Consider the following 20,480-nt stretch of genomic DNA (forward strand, 5'->3'; position numbering starts at 1 on the left):
TGCCTTTAAGGTATTTTACGAATCAAGTGCTCTAACGTAACCGCTTTTAAAACAGTTTCCATGGCACTTTGAGCTTCATTCATAATGGTTTCAAGTAAAAATTGAATGGAAGCACCTATCTCACAGTCTATATTTGGATTTTCATGGATGCTAAAAAGTTGCATTGATTCATTCACTGCAACAGCGTTGTAAATATCCAAAAGTGTTATTTCATCTGTTTTTTTCTTCAACACATAACCACTTTTCCCCCTAATGCCAGACAGTAAATCCGCTTTTTGCAAAAGCCCTATAATACGTCTTATAACGACAGGATTTGTATTGACACTCCCTGCGATAAGCGCGGAAGTACAGGGCTCTTTTTCTGTCGCAACTAAAAGTAATGCATGCACAGCAACAGAAAACTTTGTGCTAATTCTCATAAAAATCCTTTTTAGTTGTAACCATTATAGTTACAAGTTGTTAATATGTCAAGGGTAACGTGAAATTATACTTTTAAAATTTGTAAGAAGTCTATTGCACAGAATGGAATGAATTGTGCAACTCTCTTAGTATGGTAAACAAAAAACTGATCAAGGATTTGTTAAACGAGAGTGCTTGTTCTCATAACAAAACCAAAAAAGCGAGCTGTGATAAACCGAAACCTGGAGCGACGAGCGGAGGGTGTGCGTTTGAGGGAGCGCAAATATCACTTTTTCCTTATGCGGATGCTGTGCATTTGGTGCATGGTCCCGACACTTGTCTTGGCGCTTCGTGGGAGACTCGAGCTACGCTTACAAGCTATGAGGGTGAAAACAACACACCACTAGGCTATTGCACCAACGTGACCACGCAAGACATCATTTTTGGCGGTGACAAGAAGCTTGCTGACGCAATCTCGTACATCGTAGAACATAAAAAGCCTAAGGCGATTTTTGTCTATGAAACCTGTGTCACAGCGATGATCGGTGATAATATGGACTACACCTGTCAATGTGCAGAGGAGCAGTTTAACATACCCATTGTCGTGGTACATTCTCCTGGGTTTGTTGGCAGTAAGAACTTAGGCTCACGTCTTGCGGGTGAAGCGGTTTTAGATGCACTGGTGGGTACACGCGAGCCAGAATTTGTGCATCCGTATGGCATTAATTTGATTGGTGATTATAACGTGACAGGTGATATGTGGCAGTATAAGCCTATACTTGAACGCATTGGTATCAAAGTCGTTGCTACACTTTCAGGCGATGGACGCATTGAAGATATCCAAACAGCTCATACCGCGAAGCTCAATGTCATCGTCTGTGCGAAGTCCTTAGTCACCTTGTGCCGTAAAATGCAAGAACGCTACAACATCCCTTATGTCAGTGTCTCTTTTTACGGTAAACGTGATACTTCAAATGCCATTCGCTCTATCGTGAATGCGTTTGGTGATGCTGAACTTATTGCCAAAGCGGAAGTGATTATTACCGAGGAAGAGGCGAATTTGGTTGAGCGTTTGAAGCCGTACCATGTGATGCTCAAAAATAAAAAAGCCATCTTAAACACAGGTGGCAACAAGTCGTGGTCTATTGCTTCGGCATTGCAAGACATCGGCATCGAAGTGGTGGCAACTTGTGTTCAAAAAGCAACCGAAGAAGATGTCGCGATAGCAAGTTCGTATGTGCCCATTGTCTTTAAAAACCCTGGCGTTGAACAGCCTAAACTCATTGATGAGCATAAAGTGGACATTTTGCTGGCGGGTGGACGTAGTCTTTATACAGCGATTAAAAAGCGCATCGCTTTTGTGGATGTCAATCAAGAAAAAAAAGTGAGTTATGGCGCATACGGTGGACTTGAAAACCTTGCCATCGATGTATGCGCAGCACTTGCAAATCCAGTCTTTAAAATTGTTGGAAAGGTCGCACCATGGGAGCTACAATGAACATCAAGGCGTTTAAAACGGCTACGGTAAAGCCTTTACATGTAAACCCTCTTAAGCTCTCCCAACCGATGGGCGCTACTTTGGCATTTTTAGGCATTAAAAACTGTATGCCTTTGATGCATGGAGCGCAAGGGTGTGCTTCGTTTACGAAAGTACTTTTTACACGCCATTTTAATGACCCTATCGCCATTCAAACCACTGCGGTCAATGACATTACTGCGGTCATTGATGGCGGTGAGCGTGGCATTTCCGAAGCGATTGAGAACATCACCAAAAAGGTTACGCCTGATTTGGTAGGGCTTTTTACCACAGGTATGACGGAAACCAAAGGCGATGACATTAAGGGAGCGAGTCTGTTACTCCAAGAAAAGCAAAAAATTGTTTATGTGCATACGCCTGATTTTGAAGGTGGGTTGGAGAGTGGTTGGAGTTTGAGTGTTCAAAATATCATCTCACAACTCATCGCTCCAACGAGCAACATGCGAAAAGATAAAGTACTTCTCATCCCCAATGTCAATCTAAGCCCGATAGAGGTGGAAAAACTCAAAGAGACACTAGAAATTATGGACTTTAATGTATTCGCACTTCCAGATTTAAGTGATTCATTGGATGGGCATTTGGGGGTTAAACAAGGTGCACTTAGCAGTGGTGGCATCAGTGTCGCCGAAATAGAAAAGCTTGGAGATGCTGGGCTTGTTCTCTCCATCGGGCGTTCGGTTCAAAAATGCGGTGAGCTTTTTCATGAGAAATTTCCTCAAAGTACGCATCTGCATTTTGATAGTCTTATAGGGTTAGAAGCCAGTGATGATTTTTACGCGAAAATATTAGCGTATACCCATGAAATGAGTGTTCCAAGTGTTGTCAAACGCTGGCGTGCTCGCTTGCAAGATGTTCTTTTAGACACCCATTTTACGCTTGGAAAAGCAAAAATAGTCATAGCCGATGAACCAGATAGTGTGTATGGCATCGCCAAAGCGTTACAAGAAGTAGGGGCAAGTGTTGAGGCGTTCATCGCTCAGCGAAGTTCCATTCAAGAAAGCTTTACGTGTCATGTTTCTGTTGGAGATTTTGAAGATGTTGAAAAGGCACTGCCCAAGTATGACATGCTGATGGCTAACTACCATGGCGAGAGAATTGCACATCAACATCATAAAGCGCTTCTCATTCGAGGATTTCCAAATTATGAGCAAGTGGGTGTTGGACTTCGTCATAACATTTTGTATGAAGGCAGTTGCAATTTCCTTTGTGAAGTAGCAAATCTTTTAGGGCATCATTAAATAACAAATGTTAGTATGTTCCAAAAAGAGGGAGAATATGCAATGAACCCTATTGCGGAAATACTTTCAAAGCAAAAAGTACTCATTATTGATGGAGCCTTTGGTACAGAGCTTGAGCGTAAAGGTTATGACATCAACGACTCTTTGTGGTCAGCAAAGTTTTTGATGGAAAAGCCTGAAGCGATTGGTGAAGTGCATAAAGACTACCTCGAAGCGGGCAGTGATTGTGTGACAACGGCGAGTTACCAAGCGACGTATGAGGGTTTTATGAAGAGAGGAATGAGCGAAGCAGAAGCCAAAGCACTTATTCAATCATCTGTCAAAATCGCTCAAAATGTTCGTGATGATTTTTGGAAAGACTCCAAAAATCATACCAAAAGGCAAAAGCCTTTGGTTGCCGCTTCCGTAGGACCTTATGGGGCGTATTTAGCTGATGGTTCGGAATTTACGGGCAATTATGGGCTAAGCGTGGAAGAACTGATGCGTTTTCATCGTAAGCGTCTAGCAACACTCATTGAAGCCAAGCCCGATCTTTTAGCGTGTGAGACGATTCCGTGTTTGATGGAAGTGAGAGCATTGTGTGCGCTTTTAAAAGAGTACCCAGAAGTATCGTCATGGGTAAGTTTTAGTGCCAAAGATGGAACACACATTAACAGTGGCGAAAGTGTGCGTGAATGCGCTCAGTTTTTAGAGGCTCAAAAGCAGATTGTAGCTATTGGGATAAACTGTACGGCTCCGCAATACATCGAATCGCTCATCAGTGAGATCAAAGCGGTCTCTTCAAAACCCATCATTGTTTACCCCAATGGTGGCTCTACCTACAATGCGCTTACAAAAACATGGGATGGCATTTCTAAAAGCACGTCGTACGGTAAAATGGCATATGGGTGGTTTCAAAAGGGTGCTAAGATAATTGGAGGATGTTGTCAAACGACGCCCGAGGACATTGCTCAAATAGCCAAATGGGTGAGAGCTTAAAGAACCATTATGATTTTTTAAATGTACTTCCTGCAATGGCTATAACGATGAGAAAGATGGCAATCCATTGATGGCGTAAAAGTTCTTCCCCTAAAATGATCCAACCGCATAAAGCCGCGATGATGGGAGATGCACTGACGATAATGCTAAAGATATGCGTCGGCAAGCGTTTAAGCGCCATCATCTCCAAGGGAAACGGCAATGCGCTTGAAAACAGAGCAACTAGCAGTCCCATCCACAAAACAGAAGGGGAGAGTAAAGCCATTCCTGCTTCCATAATGCCAAATGGAGCAGCCACACAGGTGGCGATAAACATACCCAGTGCTACGGTGTTTAAGGTTGAGCCAGAGGAGAGTTTTTTACCAACAAGGATGTAACACGCCCACGATAACGCAGCGGCGATGGCAAATAAGATACCCACAAGGTCTAACGAAACTTCGTTGGTTTGTAATGGGAGAAAGAGACAAAGTCCCACGACTGCAAGTATAAACCAAACAAAGTCAATCACACGTCTGGCACTGGCAAGTACCACGCCTAAAGGTCCCAAGATTTCAATAGCGATAGCAATACCGATAGGAATTCTGGCAAACGCTTGGTAAATCAAAAGATTCATAAACCCTAAAATAATGCCATAAAGTGCGATTGTTTTCAGGCTTTGAAGATCAGGAAGTTTGCGCCATGGACGGCAAATAATCATCAAAATAAGTGCTGCAAAACCGATGCGCAATGTGGTCATGCCTGCCGCACCGATGAGGGGGAAAAGATGTTTGGCAAATGCCGCACCTGCATTGACACTGATGCTTGATGCTAAAATGGCAAGTATGCCTAAAGTTGTTTGATTTTCGGTTTGTTGGGTTTTCATGGTTGAAAAGTATATCTTTTGAATGCGATGAGTTGCCTTAATGCATGGATCTATGGCATACCTTTTTAGTTTGCTTTATATGCAAGAAAAAATCCTTACATATAAAACATTAAGCAGGCTTATTAGCCATCGCAGCAGCTGCCATTGCGGTTGCTTTTTTCTTACTACGCTCCATGGATTGAAGGACTAAGTATTGCTCGCCGAATTTCAGCATATTTTCCATCTCATCATCAAATTCAGCGTAATGACCTTCTTCGTCCACGACAAGTTCTTCAAAGAGTTTTTTACTTACGCTATCGGCATTGTTTCCACATTCAATGGCAAAGTTATTGTAGGTTTCGATAGCTTCTTCTTCACTGGCTCTTGCGAATTCAAGCATCGCTTTTACCTCGGTGATCTGTTTAACTTCTTCGGAAGCTTTCATCTCAATCGTTCCTTTTAAGAAAAGCACACGATCGGCAAGGCGTTCTATATGCAACATCTCAGCAATAGCTGTACGTTTAAAGAGGGTTGAAAGTAGGTCATAGCCTTGGTCATCACAATGAAAGTGTAAGAACATATATTGATGCACTGCTGAGAGCTCATCGGCAATGGCACGGTTGAGTAATTCGATACTTTTATCTCTTTTCATAAGGCACTCCTTCAAAATTTCTTTGTGTAAATACTACCATAAAAACAGGATTTGAAACGACTGTTTGTGAAGGAATTTCTACGGAACACTTTTTGTATAGTATTGAAAAAAATACCATCTGCTTTTTAAGACAATTCCAGTTTTTATTTCTCAATTCTATCACGAAAGAAGGTCTATTTTTATGTCCGAACAAAGCCATACTGCACGATATAATGCCTACATTCCTGAAGTTGTTGCTTATCAAAAGTCACTCGATCAACTCTCTGAGCGTTGGAATTTACTCTCACTTTTGGGGCAGATGAGTAACATTGGTATGGACATTTCTGAGACCAGACAAGCCTTTAGCAACCTTTCTGAACAACTCTTGCAGCGACTTTCCGAAGAGACGGTTAAAAAGCTCTCTGTGGAGCTTGGTGCTAAAGCGCAAGTGGCGATTGATATTTTAATTCGCAATCTCTTTGAACGTACCGCAGACATAGGCTTCTTAGCGATGGATACCATCATTTGTGATTTTGCAAAGAAAAATAAAGAAGAGCAAGAGGCTTTTTTACCTTCGCTTCAAAATCGTTTCCATGAATACATCGAAAAATACAGCGTTTATAATGACGTGTTGCTGTTTGATATTGAAGGTACGCTTATCGCTTCATGTGAAGACGACAAAATAGGAAAAAAGATAGAAAGTTCCTTCATTTATGAAGCGATGCATACGTCACAAGAGTACGTGGAGTGCTTTGGCATTTTCCCTCTGGTCAGTGAAAAAGAGAGCCTGCTCTACAGCTACCGTGTTTGCGATGCTATGGGTACACCGCTTGCCGTGCTTTGCCTTGTGTTTAAATTTCAAGATGAAATGCGTGTCATCATCTCCAATCTTATAGAGAATGAAACATGGGCTGACATTCTTCTCTTAGATGAAAACAATAGTACCATTTACAGCAGTGCCCCTTTTCATTACGCTCTTGGCGCACCCCAAAAGACTGCCTTAAAGCACTTTGATATTGTCCCTTTTGCAGGAAGCGAATATGTGGCAAAGACACAAAAAACCAAAGGTTATCAAGGTTTTTACGGGCTAGGCTGGATGGGACATGCACTGATGCCATTAGCTTTTGCTTTCCAACAAAAACAAGCACAGGTGCCTTTTACAGAAGAGCAGATCAAGATCATTAAAAACTCCTCGCTTTTCTCTGAAGAGTTTACGAGTATTCCCACCAAAGCCGAAGCCATACAAAGACGTCTTGATATGACCATTTGGAATGGAAACGTGCAAATTGCTAACCAAAAAAGTGGCGATAACTCTTTTTCAAAATCACTCTTAAATGAGATTTCACGCACAGGGGCGCAAACCAAAAAAACATTTGAAGAGTCCATTGGCAATCTTAACTGGACGGTTGTCGCTTCGTTTATTAACGATGCAAGCTTTAATGCCAAACTTGCTATAGATATTATGGATCGCAACCTTTATGAGCGTGCGAATGATTGCAGGTGGTGGGCGTTGAGTCCTGTGTTTATTAAAGCATTTAGCGCAAAATACAAAGAGTTTGCGAGCATTCGCAAAGAGTTTGGACATGAGATTACTGAGGTACTCAGTGCCATTAATGCCCTTTATACGGTCTATAGCAATCTCTTTTTATTTGATGCACAAGGATGTGTGATCGCGGTGAGTCAAGAAAAGTACGCACACCTCATTGGTAAGCGCATAGGCGCACATTACATTGCACAAACACTGGCACTTAAAAGCTCCAAAGAGTATGTGGTTAGTCCTTTTGAGAGAACAGAGCTTTACGATGGAAAACACACTTATATCTATAGTGCGCCTATATTTATTGAAGGGGTTAAAGAGGCACAAGGTGGCATTGGCATTGTCTTTGATGCGGAAGTACAATTTGAAGCGATGCTTCAAGATGTTGTAGGCGTAGATGAACGCTCCTTTGCACTGTTTATAGAGAGTAAAACCAACAGTGTCATCGCTTCGACCAATCCTGCTATTCTTATAGGAGAGCGATGTGTTTTTTGTGATTCTATGGAAAATATGGTGTTGATTAAAGATGAGTACTACATCCTTGGTAAAGGCAAATCGCAAGGCTATCGAGAGTTTAAATGCAGCGATGGCTACTGCAATGATGTAACCGCCATTGTGTGTATTAAGATCGCAAACCAAGAGGCTTGCGTGGAAGATGTACGTAAAAATGGCAAGAAACAGTATCTCTACCCTAAAGTAGGCGCATCAGAGAAGACGGTTGAACTCTCGACATTTTGGATGAATGGCAATCTTTTTGCCATCGAGAGCCAGCAAATTTATGCCGCACTTGAAGGTCAAGATGTCACACAGGTGATCGGGTGTGATGAGATTTATGTAGGTATGATTACGTGGAATAACAAAATGATCCCCGTAGCATCCTTAGCCAAATATTTTCACCATGACATCGCATACTCTAAAGAGTTGCATCACATTGTTGTGCTAAAAGGCAGTGAAGAGAAGCCATTTGGTTTGGTTATTGACATGGTACAAGACAGCCCCGAAGTGCCCGAGCGTTGTGTGGATGAGACCAGTCAAGCGATGATGGGTCAGCACACACTCACCAAAGCCATCGTGAAGTCTGATGTCGGGCAAGAAAAGGCAGAGATGCTCTCTATTCTTGATCCTTTGAAGGTAGAACGTTACTTAATGATGGAGAAAAACACCCTTTAATGGTCTTTACAATTCTTCTTTTTTTGCTTGTATCTCTAATTTTTCATTGGCATGTGTGTCAATACTTTTGATATGCAAATCTTGCTGTGGAAAAGGAATTTCTATACCATTTTCGTTGAGTGTATTGTAGATGAGAACGTAAAACCTCGACATTGTTTTGGTGGGTGCTAAAATCTCTTCACCGTGTATCCATACTTGCAGTGCAAAGTTAACGCTGCTATTTCCCATACCTGTCATGACAACACTGGTAGAGCGCTCTGGTGTCTTGATGACGTCTTTATAGTTACATTGATCTACGGCTTTAACGATGATATCTATCACCTGTTCAGGCTTTGTACCATAGGCAACACCAAAAGGAATATCGAAACGTTTGAGTTTATCGTGCATGGTCCAGTTAATAACATTGCTTTCAATAAAATTGCGATTGGGGACGATGACATCTATATTACCATTGGTATTAAGCGTTGTTGAACGCATACGAATGTCTGAAACATGACCACGTAATGTATCGGAGAGTTCTACAAAATCGCCAATTTTTATACTTCGCTCAAACATCAAAATAATGCCAGAGACAAAATTTGAAACGACATTTTGCAAACCAAAACCAATACCCACAGAAAGGGCACCTGCAACAAGTGCGATGGAGGAAAGATCAATACCCAAGATATTGAGGGCTATAAAAAAGGCGGTAATGACGATGAGGTAATAACCAATATTTGCCAACATGGTACGGGTTGCTAAATTGATAGATTTGCTGTTAGACGCTATCTTTTTGATACTTGTTTTATAAAATCCACCAATAAAAATGCCGATGACAAAGATGAGCGCTGCTAGGATAAGTTTAAAAATATTAACGGGTGTTCCATTGACCGTAAAAACAGGCTCACTAATCATCATCCATGAGGCTTTTAGGATGTTTTTGAACTCTTGTGTGGTTGAACCCGTTATCGTATCAATCGTTCCAAGATAGCTCTTTTCCATGCTGTGCAATAAAGAAGCGATGTCATCTTTGATGGCGTGAGGTGTTTCCATATTGGAAATTTCGTCAAGCATCTTTTTTTCTAAAGCAAAGGCTTTGTTATCTTTCAGTTTTAAAGCATTGGAAAACTCTAAAAATAACGAGGCAACACTCGCTTGTAAGGCTTTGTTGTAATTCTCTTTTGTGCTTGCAATTAAATTAGGTGAGACCCCTCTATCTCGCTTATCTCCCAAAAGCTCAAATCGTTCTTTTTTGACCAAGATATTTTCCATGGAAGAGCGCAATTTAAAAGCTTCTTCTTGATTGGAGAGTGTTTTCGCTGCTAAACTTTGTGGCTCAAACGTAAAAGTGTTCAATGTGTCGATTAACATTTTTTCAATCAATGGCATTTCTTTGCTAATGACATCATTTTGCTCTTTGTACTCTTGGACTGATTTAAGATACAAAGCACTTTGCAGTTGCAGTGTACGTTGCGCTAAAGGATCATTGTCTAAGTTTTTAAGCTCTTTTTCTAAGGTTTTAATTTTCGTGCTAATGGAATGTATTTTTGTAGTAAGCATGTCTTTTTTAACAACATTGTCCATGTAACGGCTAAAGAGTCGACTATAATCATCCATGTTTTCAGGTGTTTTTGGAGGTGTAATCGTGACCGAAGGTGTCACATTGATGAGCTTTTCAAGCAATATTTTTTGCAAAGCGGTTTCGTCATTGGATATTTTAGAGTCATTAATGGTTTTTAAAAGATTGGTATAGGTTGTTTTGTCGGCATTGATTAAAGTGCTGTTTTGATCATCACCAAACAGAGGGTTGCCTAGCAGTAGGGCAAAAAATAGACTGATATGAAGCGCAATAATCCGCATTAATTTTCTCCAAAATAGTTGTAATTTATAAAGAGTGATTATATCGCAATTTACATTTCCCCTTTGCGTATCATTTTTTAATTTTGGCTGTATCTTTCAATGGAACACTTCTTGTAAATGAATGAATAACGTTTAGCATAGGAGGATAAAAAGATGGTCAAGGTAGCGTTTTTCACAAACGATCTTAAAAACATTGATGCCCATTTTGGCTCAGGAGAGCAATTTGCCGTGTACGACGTGGGTGCTGAAGGTTTTAGCCTTTCTGGGGTTATTCCAACAGGCGAAGAACGAACCGAAGGTAGAGTCGAGATGTTGCAACATGAGAACGTTGACATTATGTACTGTGTCGAAATTGGACCTGCTGCGGCTGCAAAAGTCGTCAACAGCAAAATCTTTCCTATCAAATACAAAGAAGTGGTGAGCATTGAGACAGAACTCAATAAACTTCAAACCATGATGGCAACCAATCCTCCACCGTTCATCAAAAAAATCTTAGAAGCGAGAGGATAGGGCGATGAATGAACTTGAAAAGTTGTTCATCGAAACCCTGACATCTCAAATCAGGGCGCTTGACCAGTTTGGTACATGGGCGAAGAAAAGTGATGAAGAAATTTTGTCTGAGAAGTATGTTAAAACCAAAGAGCAACTCAAAAACGTCCCTATAATTGCGGATATTGATGAGATGCAGATTAAAGATATTCGTCTTATTTTTCAGTCCATTGCGTTGGCGTTTGAACTGAAGCTGGGTATTATGTGCTCGGTTGTCATGGAGATGAGTCACGAGGGATTTGGTCGCGCTGTGGTTTTAGCTGAGAAGATTGTTGTCACCAACAAGTTTTTCAAAGACGCGCATCGTTACAGTTTTAGAACCTATGATGATCTCATCAAAGAGGGTGGCAAGATGTTAAAAGAGGCCATCGAAATTTACGAAACGTATAAAAAATAAGCAGGATAGAACATGGCAAAGGTTGGTATATTTTACGCAAGTGCGGGCGGGTCAACAACATTGGTAGCGGATGCTTTAAAAGAGGCGTATGAGCTTGAAGATGATGATTGTATTTTGATGGAAGATGACTTTGATAGTGTTGAGCAATTTGACAACTATGATGTGCTTTTCGTTGGTTCTTCAACATGGGGACAAGGCGACGTGCATTTTAGTTGGGTTGACCCACTTTTTGAGATCACTTCTGAGAACATCAGCTTTGCAGGTAAAAAAGTTGCGTTTTTTGGCGCGGGTGATAGTAAGACACATGGCGAACATTTTTGTTCTGCGCTTGGTAAGTTCAATCAAATTTTTACCAAAGCGGGTGCTAGTGTTATCGGCTTTGTGGACAAAGAGGGATATAACTATACGGCATCTTTGGCAGAAGTGGGCGATAAACTGTGTGGTTTAGCGATCGATAACGTCAATGAAAAAAGTAAGACAAGCGAGCGCATTGAAAACTGGATAGAGCAGTTACAAAGCGAGATCTAAATTTCTGCCTCGAAAGAGGCAAGCTTTAGCGCCACAGTGGCTAACGTAGCCATAAAAAGCTTTGCTTTGTTGGCGTATAAAGAATAAGTACACAGTAAAAGGAAATAACATGAGAACGCTTGAGCAATATTATGAACTAAAAGATGCAGAAGATTTTTTTGAGTTTTTTGGTGTCGAGTACGATAAACACATTGTTGAAGTCAAGCGTTTTCATATTATGAAAGAGTATGGAAGCCTTATTAAAAAAGGGTTTGAAAACTTTAATGGCGATGAGAAGTACCTCATGGATTTTTTAAAGTTCGCTTTGATTCGCGTTTACATGGACTACAAACATGGACATGCCCCAAGTGCGGCTGAAGTTTGGGGTATGCTGGAAGATGGCAAAGCGAAGGGCTGTTTGGCATGTACCACATCATCTGAAGGAGGAAACTGTGCTTGCTAGTGAAGAAGTTGTTTTGCATAACAATGTAATGGCAAAACTTTCAGGAAAAGACGAAACGAAAGCCAAGTATTTTCTCGGGCAAAAAGTGAAACTTTTGGAAGATGTCAAGAACGATGGTACCTATCCGTATCTTGGGATTGGTGAGGTGATGATTAAAAAAGGCTCAGTTGGGTACATCCGAACCATTGGTGAGTTTTTACAGGTCATTCGTGTCTATGAAGTCCATTTTTTAGATGCCGAAGCGGTCATTGAAGTGATCGGATGTAGGGAGCATGAGCTTGAAGCGCTTGAACCTTACCGCGACCTTGAAGCCGAAGAGACAGAATGGATGATGAATCACTACAAAAATAAGTAGTAAATTCTGCCTTGTAAAAGGCAAGCTTTAGTGCCCTAGTGGCGAACGTAGGCTAGGAAGCTTTGCTTAGTAGCCGTTATAAAAATAAAAATAGTTAGTAAAAATCTTAGTAGGGAGGAAAAGTCATGGCGAAAGTAATCTTTATGCATTTTGATAAAGAAAAAGACGGTATTTATGATGCCAAAATAGGCGAGCCAGTTGTGCGTCTAGCAAAAGAGAAAGGGATTCCAATTCCTTTTGATAGCAAAGACTATGCTCAGTGTTTGGTCAGCGTTGAAAATATCAGCGATGAAGAGCCAACAAGTTACATGGAAGACGAAGAGCTTGATGAGCTTGTAAAGCTTGGTGCCATCACGCAACAAGATGCAGATATTTGTCAACAGTTTACCGTTAGTCCTAAAGTTCGCATCGCTTCGATGATGATGATTAAGGGCGATGTTTTGATTAAACCATTTAAGATTTAAAGGAGATAAGATGACAACAAGAGTAGAAATTATCAACGATTTTTTAGCAATTAACGTAAAACCGGGCGCCACCATTCAAGATGTCGTAGAAGCAAGTGGTAGTGCACTTCCTTTTGGCTGTCGTGATGGTCAATGCGGTACATGTGTGGTTGAGATCGTTCAAGGTATGGAGTTTTTATCTCCAAAAAATGAGAAAGAGTTTAAAGTTCTTAAAGAAGTATGTGCGGGCACATGTTCAGAAAATTCACGCCTTGCCTGTCAGATGAAAATTGACAAGCCAAACGGCGTTGTACGTATTAAATACTAAGATATATTCTGTAAAAAACACTTTTCAACGCCACAGCAAAGAAAACTCTCTGGTGTGGCGTTGAGACTCTCTCAAAATTCCGAAAACCTCCTTTTTTATGCATAAATTTTAATCACTAAAAACGATAAAAAGTATCCACACTTTGGCATAATTTACGCATGAGAAGTATCAACCTAGAATTCAAACAAAAGCAGAGCTTAAACCTCTCTTTGAAACTTTGGCTCCCACTGTTACAGCTACCTCTTCAAGAGTTAAGTACGCACCTAGAGACGTTGTCGTACGAAAACCCTTTTTTAGAGGTCAAGCGTCCCTTTGAGCAAAACCTAGGCTCTAGCCATGGCATTGTCGAAGAGTTGGTACTTGGCAGTGAGTCTTTGCACGAGAAAATCATTGAACAAATCGTGCCGCCACTTTTCCCAACCCCCATCTCTCAAAAGGTCGCGCATGAAATTCTCTGTGATATCAACGAAGATGGCTATTTTGATGGTGACATTGAAGCGATTGCGCAAACCTGTGGCGTTTATACCGAGTATGTTGAGCGCATTCGTCAACGATTCTCCAAGCTAGAGCCGTATGGCATAGGATCACTTGAGAGCCACGAGTCTTTTGTGTTTCAACTCGATGCGCTCAGCGATGACATCGATGATGAACTCTATAACTTGGTGCTTAAGATGATCGATCAGATGGCAAAGGTCGATAAATTTTCCAGACACGGACGTTTTGAAGAGGCCAAAGCGATCATCAAAAAGTTTGCTAATCCTCCAGCGATTGAGTATCAAGCGACACCAAAGCAGATCATTCCTGATTTTTTTGTGGAAGTGGGCGATGACATTAACCTTCGCATCAATAACGACTATTACCCCGATATACTGATAACAGACCCTTTTTCAAGTAAAAGTGATACTATTAAAGAGAAGCTCAAAGAGGCACGTGACATCGTTAATCTTTTAGAACTTCGTAAAACAACGCTGTATAAAATTGTCCTTTTGGTGGTTGAGCGACAACTCTCTTTCTTTGTAGGTGGCGAGCTAAAGCCCCTCAATATGGCACATTTAGCCGATGAACTCTCATTTGCAGAGTCCACCATTTCGCGGGCTATTTCAAACAAATACATTGAGTCTAAGCAGGGCGTTTTTCCGCTTAAATCGTTTTTTACCAATGCTGTTGCCACCAAAGAGCTTTCCTCTTCAGAGATAAAGAATTTTATCAATCAACTGATAGAATACGAAGATAAAAGCGAGCCGCTCACCGATGATGATCTTTTAGAGCGCATTGAAAAACGATTTAGCATTAAGATGGTCAGACGTACCATCACCAAATACCGCAAATTGATGAACGTAGCATCATCCAAAGAGCGCAAGAAAATTTATAAGGTACAAGCATGAACACAACACTAAATGAGAGCTTGGATAGCAGGTACAGCAAACTGGAAATGCTCAAACTTGAACGTGAAGTCATGGTCTTTTTACAAAAATATGCCAAAAATCGTTACTCAAAGTATGTCATAGCACCCCACATCGCGGCAATGTCCTTGCAGATGAACCATCTCTATGAAGCGATGGGCTTTCGTAACCGCGTGCAGATGGGAAAGTACATGAAGTGCCATTTCCCTGAGCTTGTTGCACTTAAACCAGTCGATAAACTCTGGAAGAAATTCATCTACGATTCCATCGATAGAATCGCCCCTGCGTGTTTTACATGTAAAGATAATTCCAACTGCTTTGCGTGCCAGTTGGCGGGATAAGGAAACGTGATGATTCGAGTTGCACATGAAAGTGATTTGGAAGAAATATTAGCAATTTACAACGATGCAATTTTAAATACCACTGCGGTTTATACTTACAAAGAAGAAGATATACATGAACGCAGAGAATGGTTTTTAAGCAAGAGAGAAAAAGGTCATCCAGTTTGGGTGTACGAAAAAGATCATCGCGTGGCAGGCTTTGCAACGTACGGTTCTTTTCGAGAATGGCCTGCTTACAAATATACGGTTGAACATTCTATTTACGTTCATAAAGATTTTCGCAATTATGGTATTGGAACTGTTCTACTCAAAACAGTGGTAGAAGATGCTCAAGAAAAAGGGTATGCCACCATCGTTGCAGGCATTGATGCCTCTAACGCCAACAGTATTCATCTGCATGAAAAATTAGGTTTTGTCTCCGCTGGGCTTATCCATAAAGCAGGGTATAAATTTGGTCAATGGCTTGATTTGGCATTTTATCAATTGATACTTGATGGACCAGACAATCCTAGTGAAGAAAATCGTTAGTCTTCTGGCCCTATCGTCATAAAAGGGTTATGAGCGATTTCCCACAAATGACCATCGGGGTCTTTAAAGTAGCCACTATAGCCACCCCAGAAAACTTTTTGAGGTTGTTTGGTTGGTATTGCACCTGCTTTTAGGGCTTCTTCAAAAAGTGTGTCAACTTCTATTTCACTGTTTAAGCAGTGTGCAAGCGTAAATCCATGAAAGCTACTCTCTTCAAAAGCAACATTTGCATCTTCTGCAAGCGCCTTTTTTTCGTAGAGTGCAAGCCAAGTGCCATTGAGTGCAAAAAATGCGATGCTCTCTTCGTAGGGTTCAAGCCTAGGAAACCCCAGCCCATGTTGATAAAAAGCAATCGACGCATTCAAATCACTCACGCCTAAGCTGATCATGCTGATGAAAGGTTTCATTTTTTTCCTTTAAAATACCCTATAAAAGCATCAAGATGGATTTGCCAATGTATTAACCGTAAAAAATTCTTTTAGAGCATCATACGCCAAAGGTTTTGTGTACAAAAATCCTTGAAAACGGTCACAGCCGAAGCGTTTTAAGATGGCTTCTTGCTCTTTGGTTTCCACACCTTCTGCCAAAATATGCATCTCTAAATTTTTACCGATTGAGATGATGTTTTGTACCATCTTTTCAGCGGTAATGTCATTTAAAATCGTATCGACAAAGCTTTTGTCGATTTTGAGCTCATCAATAGGAAGTTTACGCAAAATACTCAAAGACGAGTATCCTGTGCCAAAATCATCCATAGAGATAGAAAGCCCCATTTCATGGACTTTTTGCAGTATGGGTAAAATGTAGTCAATATCTTCGATAAACAGACTTTCCGTGATCTCCAAACACAAAGAAACACGCTCAAGTCCAGCATGTTCTATCTCTTTCATCAGGTTTTCTAAAAAGTGCGTTTGCATGAACTGTTTGACCGAAATATTTAAAGAGGTTTGAAATGAAACTCCTAAGTCGGATTGTAGTTTTTTCATCTCTTTAAGTGTTGTATTGATAATAAAATGCCCAAGATGAGGCATAATCCCAGAGGCTTCTGCGATAGGAATGAATTGATCGGGTGGAACAAGCCCGAGCTCTTCACTTTGCCACCTTGTCAGTGCCTCAACACCGTAAATGTTTCCATTTTTATCCATTTGGGGATGGTAAACCATATAAAGTTCATGTTTATCGAGTGCTTTGCGTAATGCTTGTTCTACATTCACACGGTTCAGATACCCCGCTTGTAAAGAGGGATTAAAAAGATGAACACTGTTTTTATATTTTTTAGCTTCATACATCGCAATGTCAGAGGCTCGCAAAAGCATATCGAGTGATGTGCCATGTGCTGGGAACTTAGCGATGCCTATACTCGCACCAATAACGAAATTAAACTGTTTAATATGATAAGGTTTTGAGATTTCATCTATAATGTTTTGTGCATGTGAAAGAAGCTCTTCATCATTGTTTCGATAGCTTAAAATGATAAATTCATCGCCCCCTTGACGAATCACAACGCTCTCTTGTTGCACCATTCTTGAGATGCGTTTGGCAAACTCGATGAGCACTAAGTCTCCAAACTGGTGACCAAAACTGTCATTGACATTTTTGAAATGATCCATGTCGAGATAATAAAGGCTAAATGGCGGTGCCCCTTCATAAATCCAATGGTTGATATTTTGCAATAAATAGCTACGATTTGGTAGCTGTGTCAATGCGTCATGGGTTGCTTGAAAAACCAGATCTTTTCTTCGTATAGCTTCAGCATTGCCAATCATTTTAAAGAGTAAGAACAAAATGACATGAACGATAATAAAGACAAACACATAGCTTGTAAAACTCTCAACAAACTCTTTTACCAGTTGGGAATGGTCTATTTCTGAGAGTATCCAAAGCTCATAGCGAGGGTCGTATTTCAGAGAAATTTGCACACGTTTTCCATTGGCATTGGAGGTTATCAATTCATAGATTTCAGGCTTTTGTTTCATCTCATCAATAGAAATGCGGTACTTTTGTGCAATGTCACTCAGAAGCGTATTGAAAAAGTCATTGGGTAAAGGCGTTTCATAAAGATTTTTAGGTGTTTCAGTTTGGGAGGATTGAAACTGCACAAACTGGTCACGATCTCGTATGAGCATTACCTTGTTGTAATCTCCAATCGAGAGGTTTTCTGTGAAGATTTTAAAAGCACCTTCTATCGCTAGTCCTGCGGTCATAACGCCTATGACTTTGCCCTCATTGTTATGAACGCTTTTGCGAATGGGTATGCCCCATCTCCCACTTGCCGCTATAAAATACGTGCGTCCAAGAACCATCTGTTCTTGGGTCATTGTGTAGTCAAAAGAGTCTCTTGTTATGGCTTGTTGCCTGAGATTGGGGAGTTTTGTTTTATTGAAATTGGAGCTAACGTGAAGATAGTTACCTTCTGTATCTACAAATCCAAATGCAACCACGGAAGGATTAAGAACGAGCAAATCATCCATGATACGCGGGTCTTTATCTTTTAAAATCTGGTTACCTAAAATATTAAGGGTCATCTCTTGCGATAAAAAAAGTGTATGTGTCGCGTTGGAGATAAGTTTGACAAGATTGGCTTGATCGGTCGTATAATCTTCATGTATGCTGTTCCATTTTGCATACGAAACAACTCCTAAAAAGATAAAAGCACCTGCTAAAAGAATATAAAAAATCATCCATATGTTTTTTTGAATAATAGCCATATGAACCCCCTCTGTCTTCGTAAAATAATCATAGCATAATTTTATTGTCACATACTATGATTAAATAATCGACAAAGATTTACGGTACTTTGAGCACTGCGCTATTGCAGAGATCATCACTTTCAAATTGTGTTATGTCGCCTGCTTTGAGGTTTGGAACGGGAAAAAGTCTCACGGTGAGGGGTTTGTTGAGTCTAAAAGCCAGCGTGCCTGTGTCACAGCAGATGTCGGCTATCTTTTGTGCGGTGGTATCGCCTTCTATGGGCACGGTATCAAGACCTATGCCACATACGGCTGAGTATTGGAGTAGGGCACGTATATCAAACTCACCTTTGGTTGCAGACTCTGCCAACCCACTGTCTTCAACGACTGCTAACATAAGCCCTGAAAAGCCGATGAGTGTGCATCCTTTTTGCGCTTTAAAAACCTTGGTTAAAAGCGCAGAAGCTTCCAGTGTACCTGATGCCCCAAAGTAGGGCACTCCAAGAAGTTTATACACATCAACCATTGAAGCACAGTTTTTTGAAGGCGCGGCAGAAGTGTCGATGCCTGCAAATGTGGTTTTATATGGGTGCTCGAAGGCGTTTGTGATGTTAATAATATCGGTTATATGGTACTGCAACGCATCTTTCATGACGGTGTAGGACTTGTGCATCTTTGTATTGTGGTTGGTTTCTGGTTTTAAACTTTTAAGGGCATCTACTAAAAGATCAGGCGTTTCCAGTCCTAGTGCAAAACAGTTCTCATCGTGGCTATTGTGGTAGGATGCTGGAAAATAGGGAATGAGAGGCTTACAGTTATAGTTGATCGTGAAGTTAAAATTACCTTCGCCTCGGGTCGTGATCTTTCCTATCTCAACGACGGCTTGCGCACAACTCAGCGTGAGTTCTCGATCAGGAACGCCCAGTTCATCGACACTGACGTTAACACAGGCATTGCAAATGTCTCCGTACGCTTTGATAAGCTCCGGTAACATTGCTATCTCTTCAGCACTTTTGGCTTCACCAATGGCAAAACGAATGCGAATTTTTGGCATAGCAGGGCTTTTAAGAACTTCTTCGAGTTGATGCATATCTTTCATGATTGCATGGTAAGACGAGGTGTCAAGGTATTCGCCAAAAGCATTTGTTACAATGCGAATAGACTGCACGTGGTAGCCATGTGTTTTAAATTCATTTGCCAAGTCTCCACCAAAGTTTGCTGCTTGAGAGATGGTTTTTTCCCATTGGCTTTTGTCTTGGGTTAGTGTGACAAAGGAGGTGATGGTGCGAATTTTGCATAGATCTTTCTTTGTGAGATTTTCGTTTAGCATCGCTTATCCTTAGTACATTTGTGCAAAATCATAGCTAATTCATTTTTACATGTAAAGGTAAAACGGTATAATTTTCAGTGATAAACCAGAAAGGAAGCAAATGTTTCAAAAATTACTTTTAATAATTGGCTTGGTAGGCTCACTTTGCTCTGAGGATGTCAGCATTGCTAAACTTTTTGAGAATGAAACTATAAAAGGATTGATGCTCATTGAGTCTTTGGATGGTAGCGAGCAGTATGTCTACAATGAAGAGCGCGCCAAGATGCCACTGCTCCCTGCTTCAACGTTTAAAATTCCCAATACACTTATAGCCCTGCAAGAAGGCGTTGTCGATGAAAACTCCACGATCAAATGGGATGGTGTTGAGCGAAGTGTTCGAGCTTGGAATCAAGACCAAACGCTCAAATCTGCCTTCAAAAGTTCATGTGTTTGGTGTTACCAACTTTTTGCACGTACCATTGGAGTTGAAAAATACAATGACTATCTCACAAAACTTCACTATGGCAATGAAAAAGCAACCCCTGATCTGGAGCGCTTTTGGCTCGATGGAGAGCTTCGTATCAGCGCATATGAGCAGATCGCTTTTTTGAAAAAGCTTTATCTGAGTGACCTGCCGTTCAAAGCAGAACATATTGATCTACTCAAAACGATTATGATAGATGAGCAAGGTAAAAATTATACTATACGAGCAAAAACAGGTTGGGCTATTCCCAAAGATGCCGAGCATCATGGTTGGTATGTAGGCTATGTAGAAAGTTCTCGTGGTGTTTATTTTTTCGCAACCAATCTGATAACATCTTCGTTTGATGAGTTACCACTTCGTAAATTACTAACACTTGAAGCATTAAAAAGCAAGGGTATTATAGAGTAATTCAGGCGTTATTTTTAATCAGCTATAGTTTTTTAACTCGACTTTGCATAAAGTTTGACTCCAAATCGTAAACGAATTAATAAAATGCAACACTTTTGTCACATA

General features: G+C 40.7%; 22 protein-coding genes. 15 read left to right on the plus strand and 7 right to left on the minus strand.

Annotation, left to right across the window (positions count from 1 at the left end; genetic code table 11):
* Positions 1-5: 5 nt before the first annotated feature.
* Positions 6-419 (minus strand): Rrf2 family transcriptional regulator, encoded by a 414-nt coding sequence (locus V7Q04_RS05075; protein WP_333803842.1) that lies wholly within the window; start codon positions 417-419, stop codon positions 6-8.
* A gap of 158 nt (positions 420-577) precedes the next feature.
* On the opposite strand from V7Q04_RS05075, the gene V7Q04_RS05080 reads away from it, so the two are divergent.
* From V7Q04_RS05080 to mmuM, 3 genes are read left to right on the plus strand one after another with little or no spacing between them, the layout of a single operon-like run.
* On the plus strand, positions 578-1,897 hold the full coding sequence (locus V7Q04_RS05080) for a nitrogenase component 1 (protein ID WP_333803843.1): 1,320 nt from the start codon (positions 578-580) through the stop codon (positions 1,895-1,897).
* Positions 1,882-3,174, plus strand: coding sequence for a nitrogenase iron-molybdenum cofactor biosynthesis protein NifN (nifN, locus tag V7Q04_RS05085; protein WP_333803844.1), 1,293 nt, complete (start codon positions 1,882-1,884; stop codon positions 3,172-3,174). The genes V7Q04_RS05080 and nifN overlap by 16 nt, the downstream gene beginning before the upstream one ends.
* Before the next feature lie 42 nt (positions 3,175-3,216).
* The gene (gene mmuM / locus V7Q04_RS05090) at positions 3,217-4,152 is read left to right on the plus strand and encodes a homocysteine S-methyltransferase (RefSeq protein WP_333803845.1); all 936 of its coding nucleotides are present in this window, start codon (positions 3,217-3,219) and stop codon (positions 4,150-4,152) included.
* Between the two features lie 7 nt (positions 4,153-4,159).
* Here the strand turns inward: mmuM and V7Q04_RS05095 are convergent, their stop codons facing one another.
* Positions 4,160-5,014 carry an EamA family transporter gene (locus tag V7Q04_RS05095; protein ID WP_333803846.1) on the minus strand — a complete coding sequence of 285 codons (855 nt, stop codon included), beginning with the start codon at positions 5,012-5,014 and terminating at the stop codon, positions 4,160-4,162.
* 109 nt (positions 5,015-5,123) lie between these two features.
* Positions 5,124-5,645: a ferritin-like domain-containing protein gene (locus tag V7Q04_RS05100; protein ID WP_333803847.1), complete on the minus strand. Its 522-nt coding sequence runs from the start codon at positions 5,643-5,645 to the stop codon at positions 5,124-5,126.
* A gap of 181 nt (positions 5,646-5,826) precedes the next feature.
* On the opposite strand from V7Q04_RS05100, the gene V7Q04_RS05105 reads away from it, so the two are divergent.
* Entirely contained in the window at positions 5,827-8,331 is a 2,505-nt protein-coding gene (locus tag V7Q04_RS05105; RefSeq protein WP_333803848.1) for a chemotaxis protein CheW, read from the plus strand.
* A gap of 6 nt (positions 8,332-8,337) precedes the next feature.
* Here the strand turns inward: V7Q04_RS05105 and V7Q04_RS05110 are convergent, their stop codons facing one another.
* The gene (locus V7Q04_RS05110; RefSeq protein WP_333803849.1) at positions 8,338-10,170 is read right to left on the minus strand and encodes a mechanosensitive ion channel family protein; all 1,833 of its coding nucleotides are present in this window, start codon (positions 10,168-10,170) and stop codon (positions 8,338-8,340) included.
* A 153-nt stretch (positions 10,171-10,323) separates the two neighbouring features.
* Between V7Q04_RS05110 and V7Q04_RS05115 the strand changes: the two genes are divergently transcribed.
* The 10 genes from V7Q04_RS05115 to V7Q04_RS05160 all read left to right on the plus strand — a co-directional run bounded on the left by V7Q04_RS05115 (position 10,324) and on the right by V7Q04_RS05160 (position 15,484).
* Positions 10,324-10,680 carry a NifB/NifX family molybdenum-iron cluster-binding protein gene (locus V7Q04_RS05115; RefSeq protein ID WP_333803850.1) on the plus strand — a complete coding sequence of 119 codons (357 nt, stop codon included), beginning with the start codon at positions 10,324-10,326 and terminating at the stop codon, positions 10,678-10,680.
* 4 nt (positions 10,681-10,684) lie between these two features.
* Complete coding sequence (locus V7Q04_RS05120) at positions 10,685-11,116, plus strand: NifX-associated nitrogen fixation protein (RefSeq protein WP_333803851.1); 432 nt, start codon at positions 10,685-10,687, stop codon at positions 11,114-11,116.
* Between the two features lie 12 nt (positions 11,117-11,128).
* Positions 11,129-11,644, plus strand: coding sequence for a flavodoxin domain-containing protein (locus V7Q04_RS05125; protein WP_333803852.1), 516 nt, complete (start codon positions 11,129-11,131; stop codon positions 11,642-11,644).
* Between the two features lie 109 nt (positions 11,645-11,753).
* Entirely contained in the window at positions 11,754-12,086 is a 333-nt protein-coding gene (locus V7Q04_RS05130; protein WP_333803853.1) for a nitrogenase-stabilizing/protective protein NifW, read from the plus strand.
* Positions 12,076-12,441, plus strand: coding sequence for a nitrogen fixation protein NifZ (locus tag V7Q04_RS05135; protein WP_333803854.1), 366 nt, complete (start codon positions 12,076-12,078; stop codon positions 12,439-12,441). The genes V7Q04_RS05130 and V7Q04_RS05135 overlap by 11 nt, the downstream gene beginning before the upstream one ends.
* Positions 12,442-12,566: 125 nt before the next feature.
* Positions 12,567-12,905, plus strand: coding sequence for a hypothetical protein (locus V7Q04_RS05140; protein WP_333803855.1), 339 nt, complete (start codon positions 12,567-12,569; stop codon positions 12,903-12,905).
* Positions 12,906-12,915: 10 nt separating this feature from the next.
* Positions 12,916-13,212: a 2Fe-2S iron-sulfur cluster-binding protein gene (locus V7Q04_RS05145; RefSeq protein WP_037961522.1), complete on the plus strand. Its 297-nt coding sequence runs from the start codon at positions 12,916-12,918 to the stop codon at positions 13,210-13,212.
* 158 nt (positions 13,213-13,370) lie between these two features.
* On the plus strand, positions 13,371-14,597 hold the full coding sequence (locus V7Q04_RS05150; RefSeq protein ID WP_333803856.1) for an RNA polymerase factor sigma-54: 1,227 nt from the start codon (positions 13,371-13,373) through the stop codon (positions 14,595-14,597).
* Entirely contained in the window at positions 14,594-14,956 is a 363-nt protein-coding gene (locus V7Q04_RS05155) for a nitrogen fixation protein NifQ (protein WP_333803857.1), read from the plus strand. Before V7Q04_RS05150 ends, V7Q04_RS05155 begins: the two co-directional genes overlap by 4 nt.
* Before the next feature lie 9 nt (positions 14,957-14,965).
* Complete coding sequence (locus V7Q04_RS05160; RefSeq protein ID WP_333803858.1) at positions 14,966-15,484, plus strand: GNAT family N-acetyltransferase; 519 nt, start codon at positions 14,966-14,968, stop codon at positions 15,482-15,484.
* Here V7Q04_RS05160 and V7Q04_RS05165 read toward each other — a convergent pair.
* The 3 genes from V7Q04_RS05165 to V7Q04_RS05175 form a co-directional block, all read right to left on the minus strand.
* Positions 15,481-15,891: a VOC family protein gene (locus V7Q04_RS05165; protein ID WP_333803859.1), complete on the minus strand. Its 411-nt coding sequence runs from the start codon at positions 15,889-15,891 to the stop codon at positions 15,481-15,483. The genes V7Q04_RS05160 and V7Q04_RS05165 overlap by 4 nt on opposite strands.
* A gap of 30 nt (positions 15,892-15,921) precedes the next feature.
* Positions 15,922-18,192, minus strand: coding sequence for a bifunctional diguanylate cyclase/phosphodiesterase (locus V7Q04_RS05170; protein ID WP_333803860.1), 2,271 nt, complete (start codon positions 18,190-18,192; stop codon positions 15,922-15,924).
* A 79-nt stretch (positions 18,193-18,271) separates the two neighbouring features.
* Positions 18,272-19,504: a DUF711 family protein gene (locus V7Q04_RS05175; RefSeq protein ID WP_333803861.1), complete on the minus strand. Its 1,233-nt coding sequence runs from the start codon at positions 19,502-19,504 to the stop codon at positions 18,272-18,274.
* Between the two features lie 100 nt (positions 19,505-19,604).
* On the opposite strand from V7Q04_RS05175, the gene blaOXA reads away from it, so the two are divergent.
* Positions 19,605-20,375 carry a class D beta-lactamase gene (gene blaOXA / locus V7Q04_RS05180; protein WP_333803862.1) on the plus strand — a complete coding sequence of 257 codons (771 nt, stop codon included), beginning with the start codon at positions 19,605-19,607 and terminating at the stop codon, positions 20,373-20,375.
* Positions 20,376-20,480: the final 105 nt, after the last annotated feature.

It is taken from the genome of Sulfurospirillum sp., from assembly GCF_036802865.1.
Lineage (GTDB): Bacteria > Campylobacterota > Campylobacteria > Campylobacterales > Sulfurospirillaceae > Sulfurospirillum.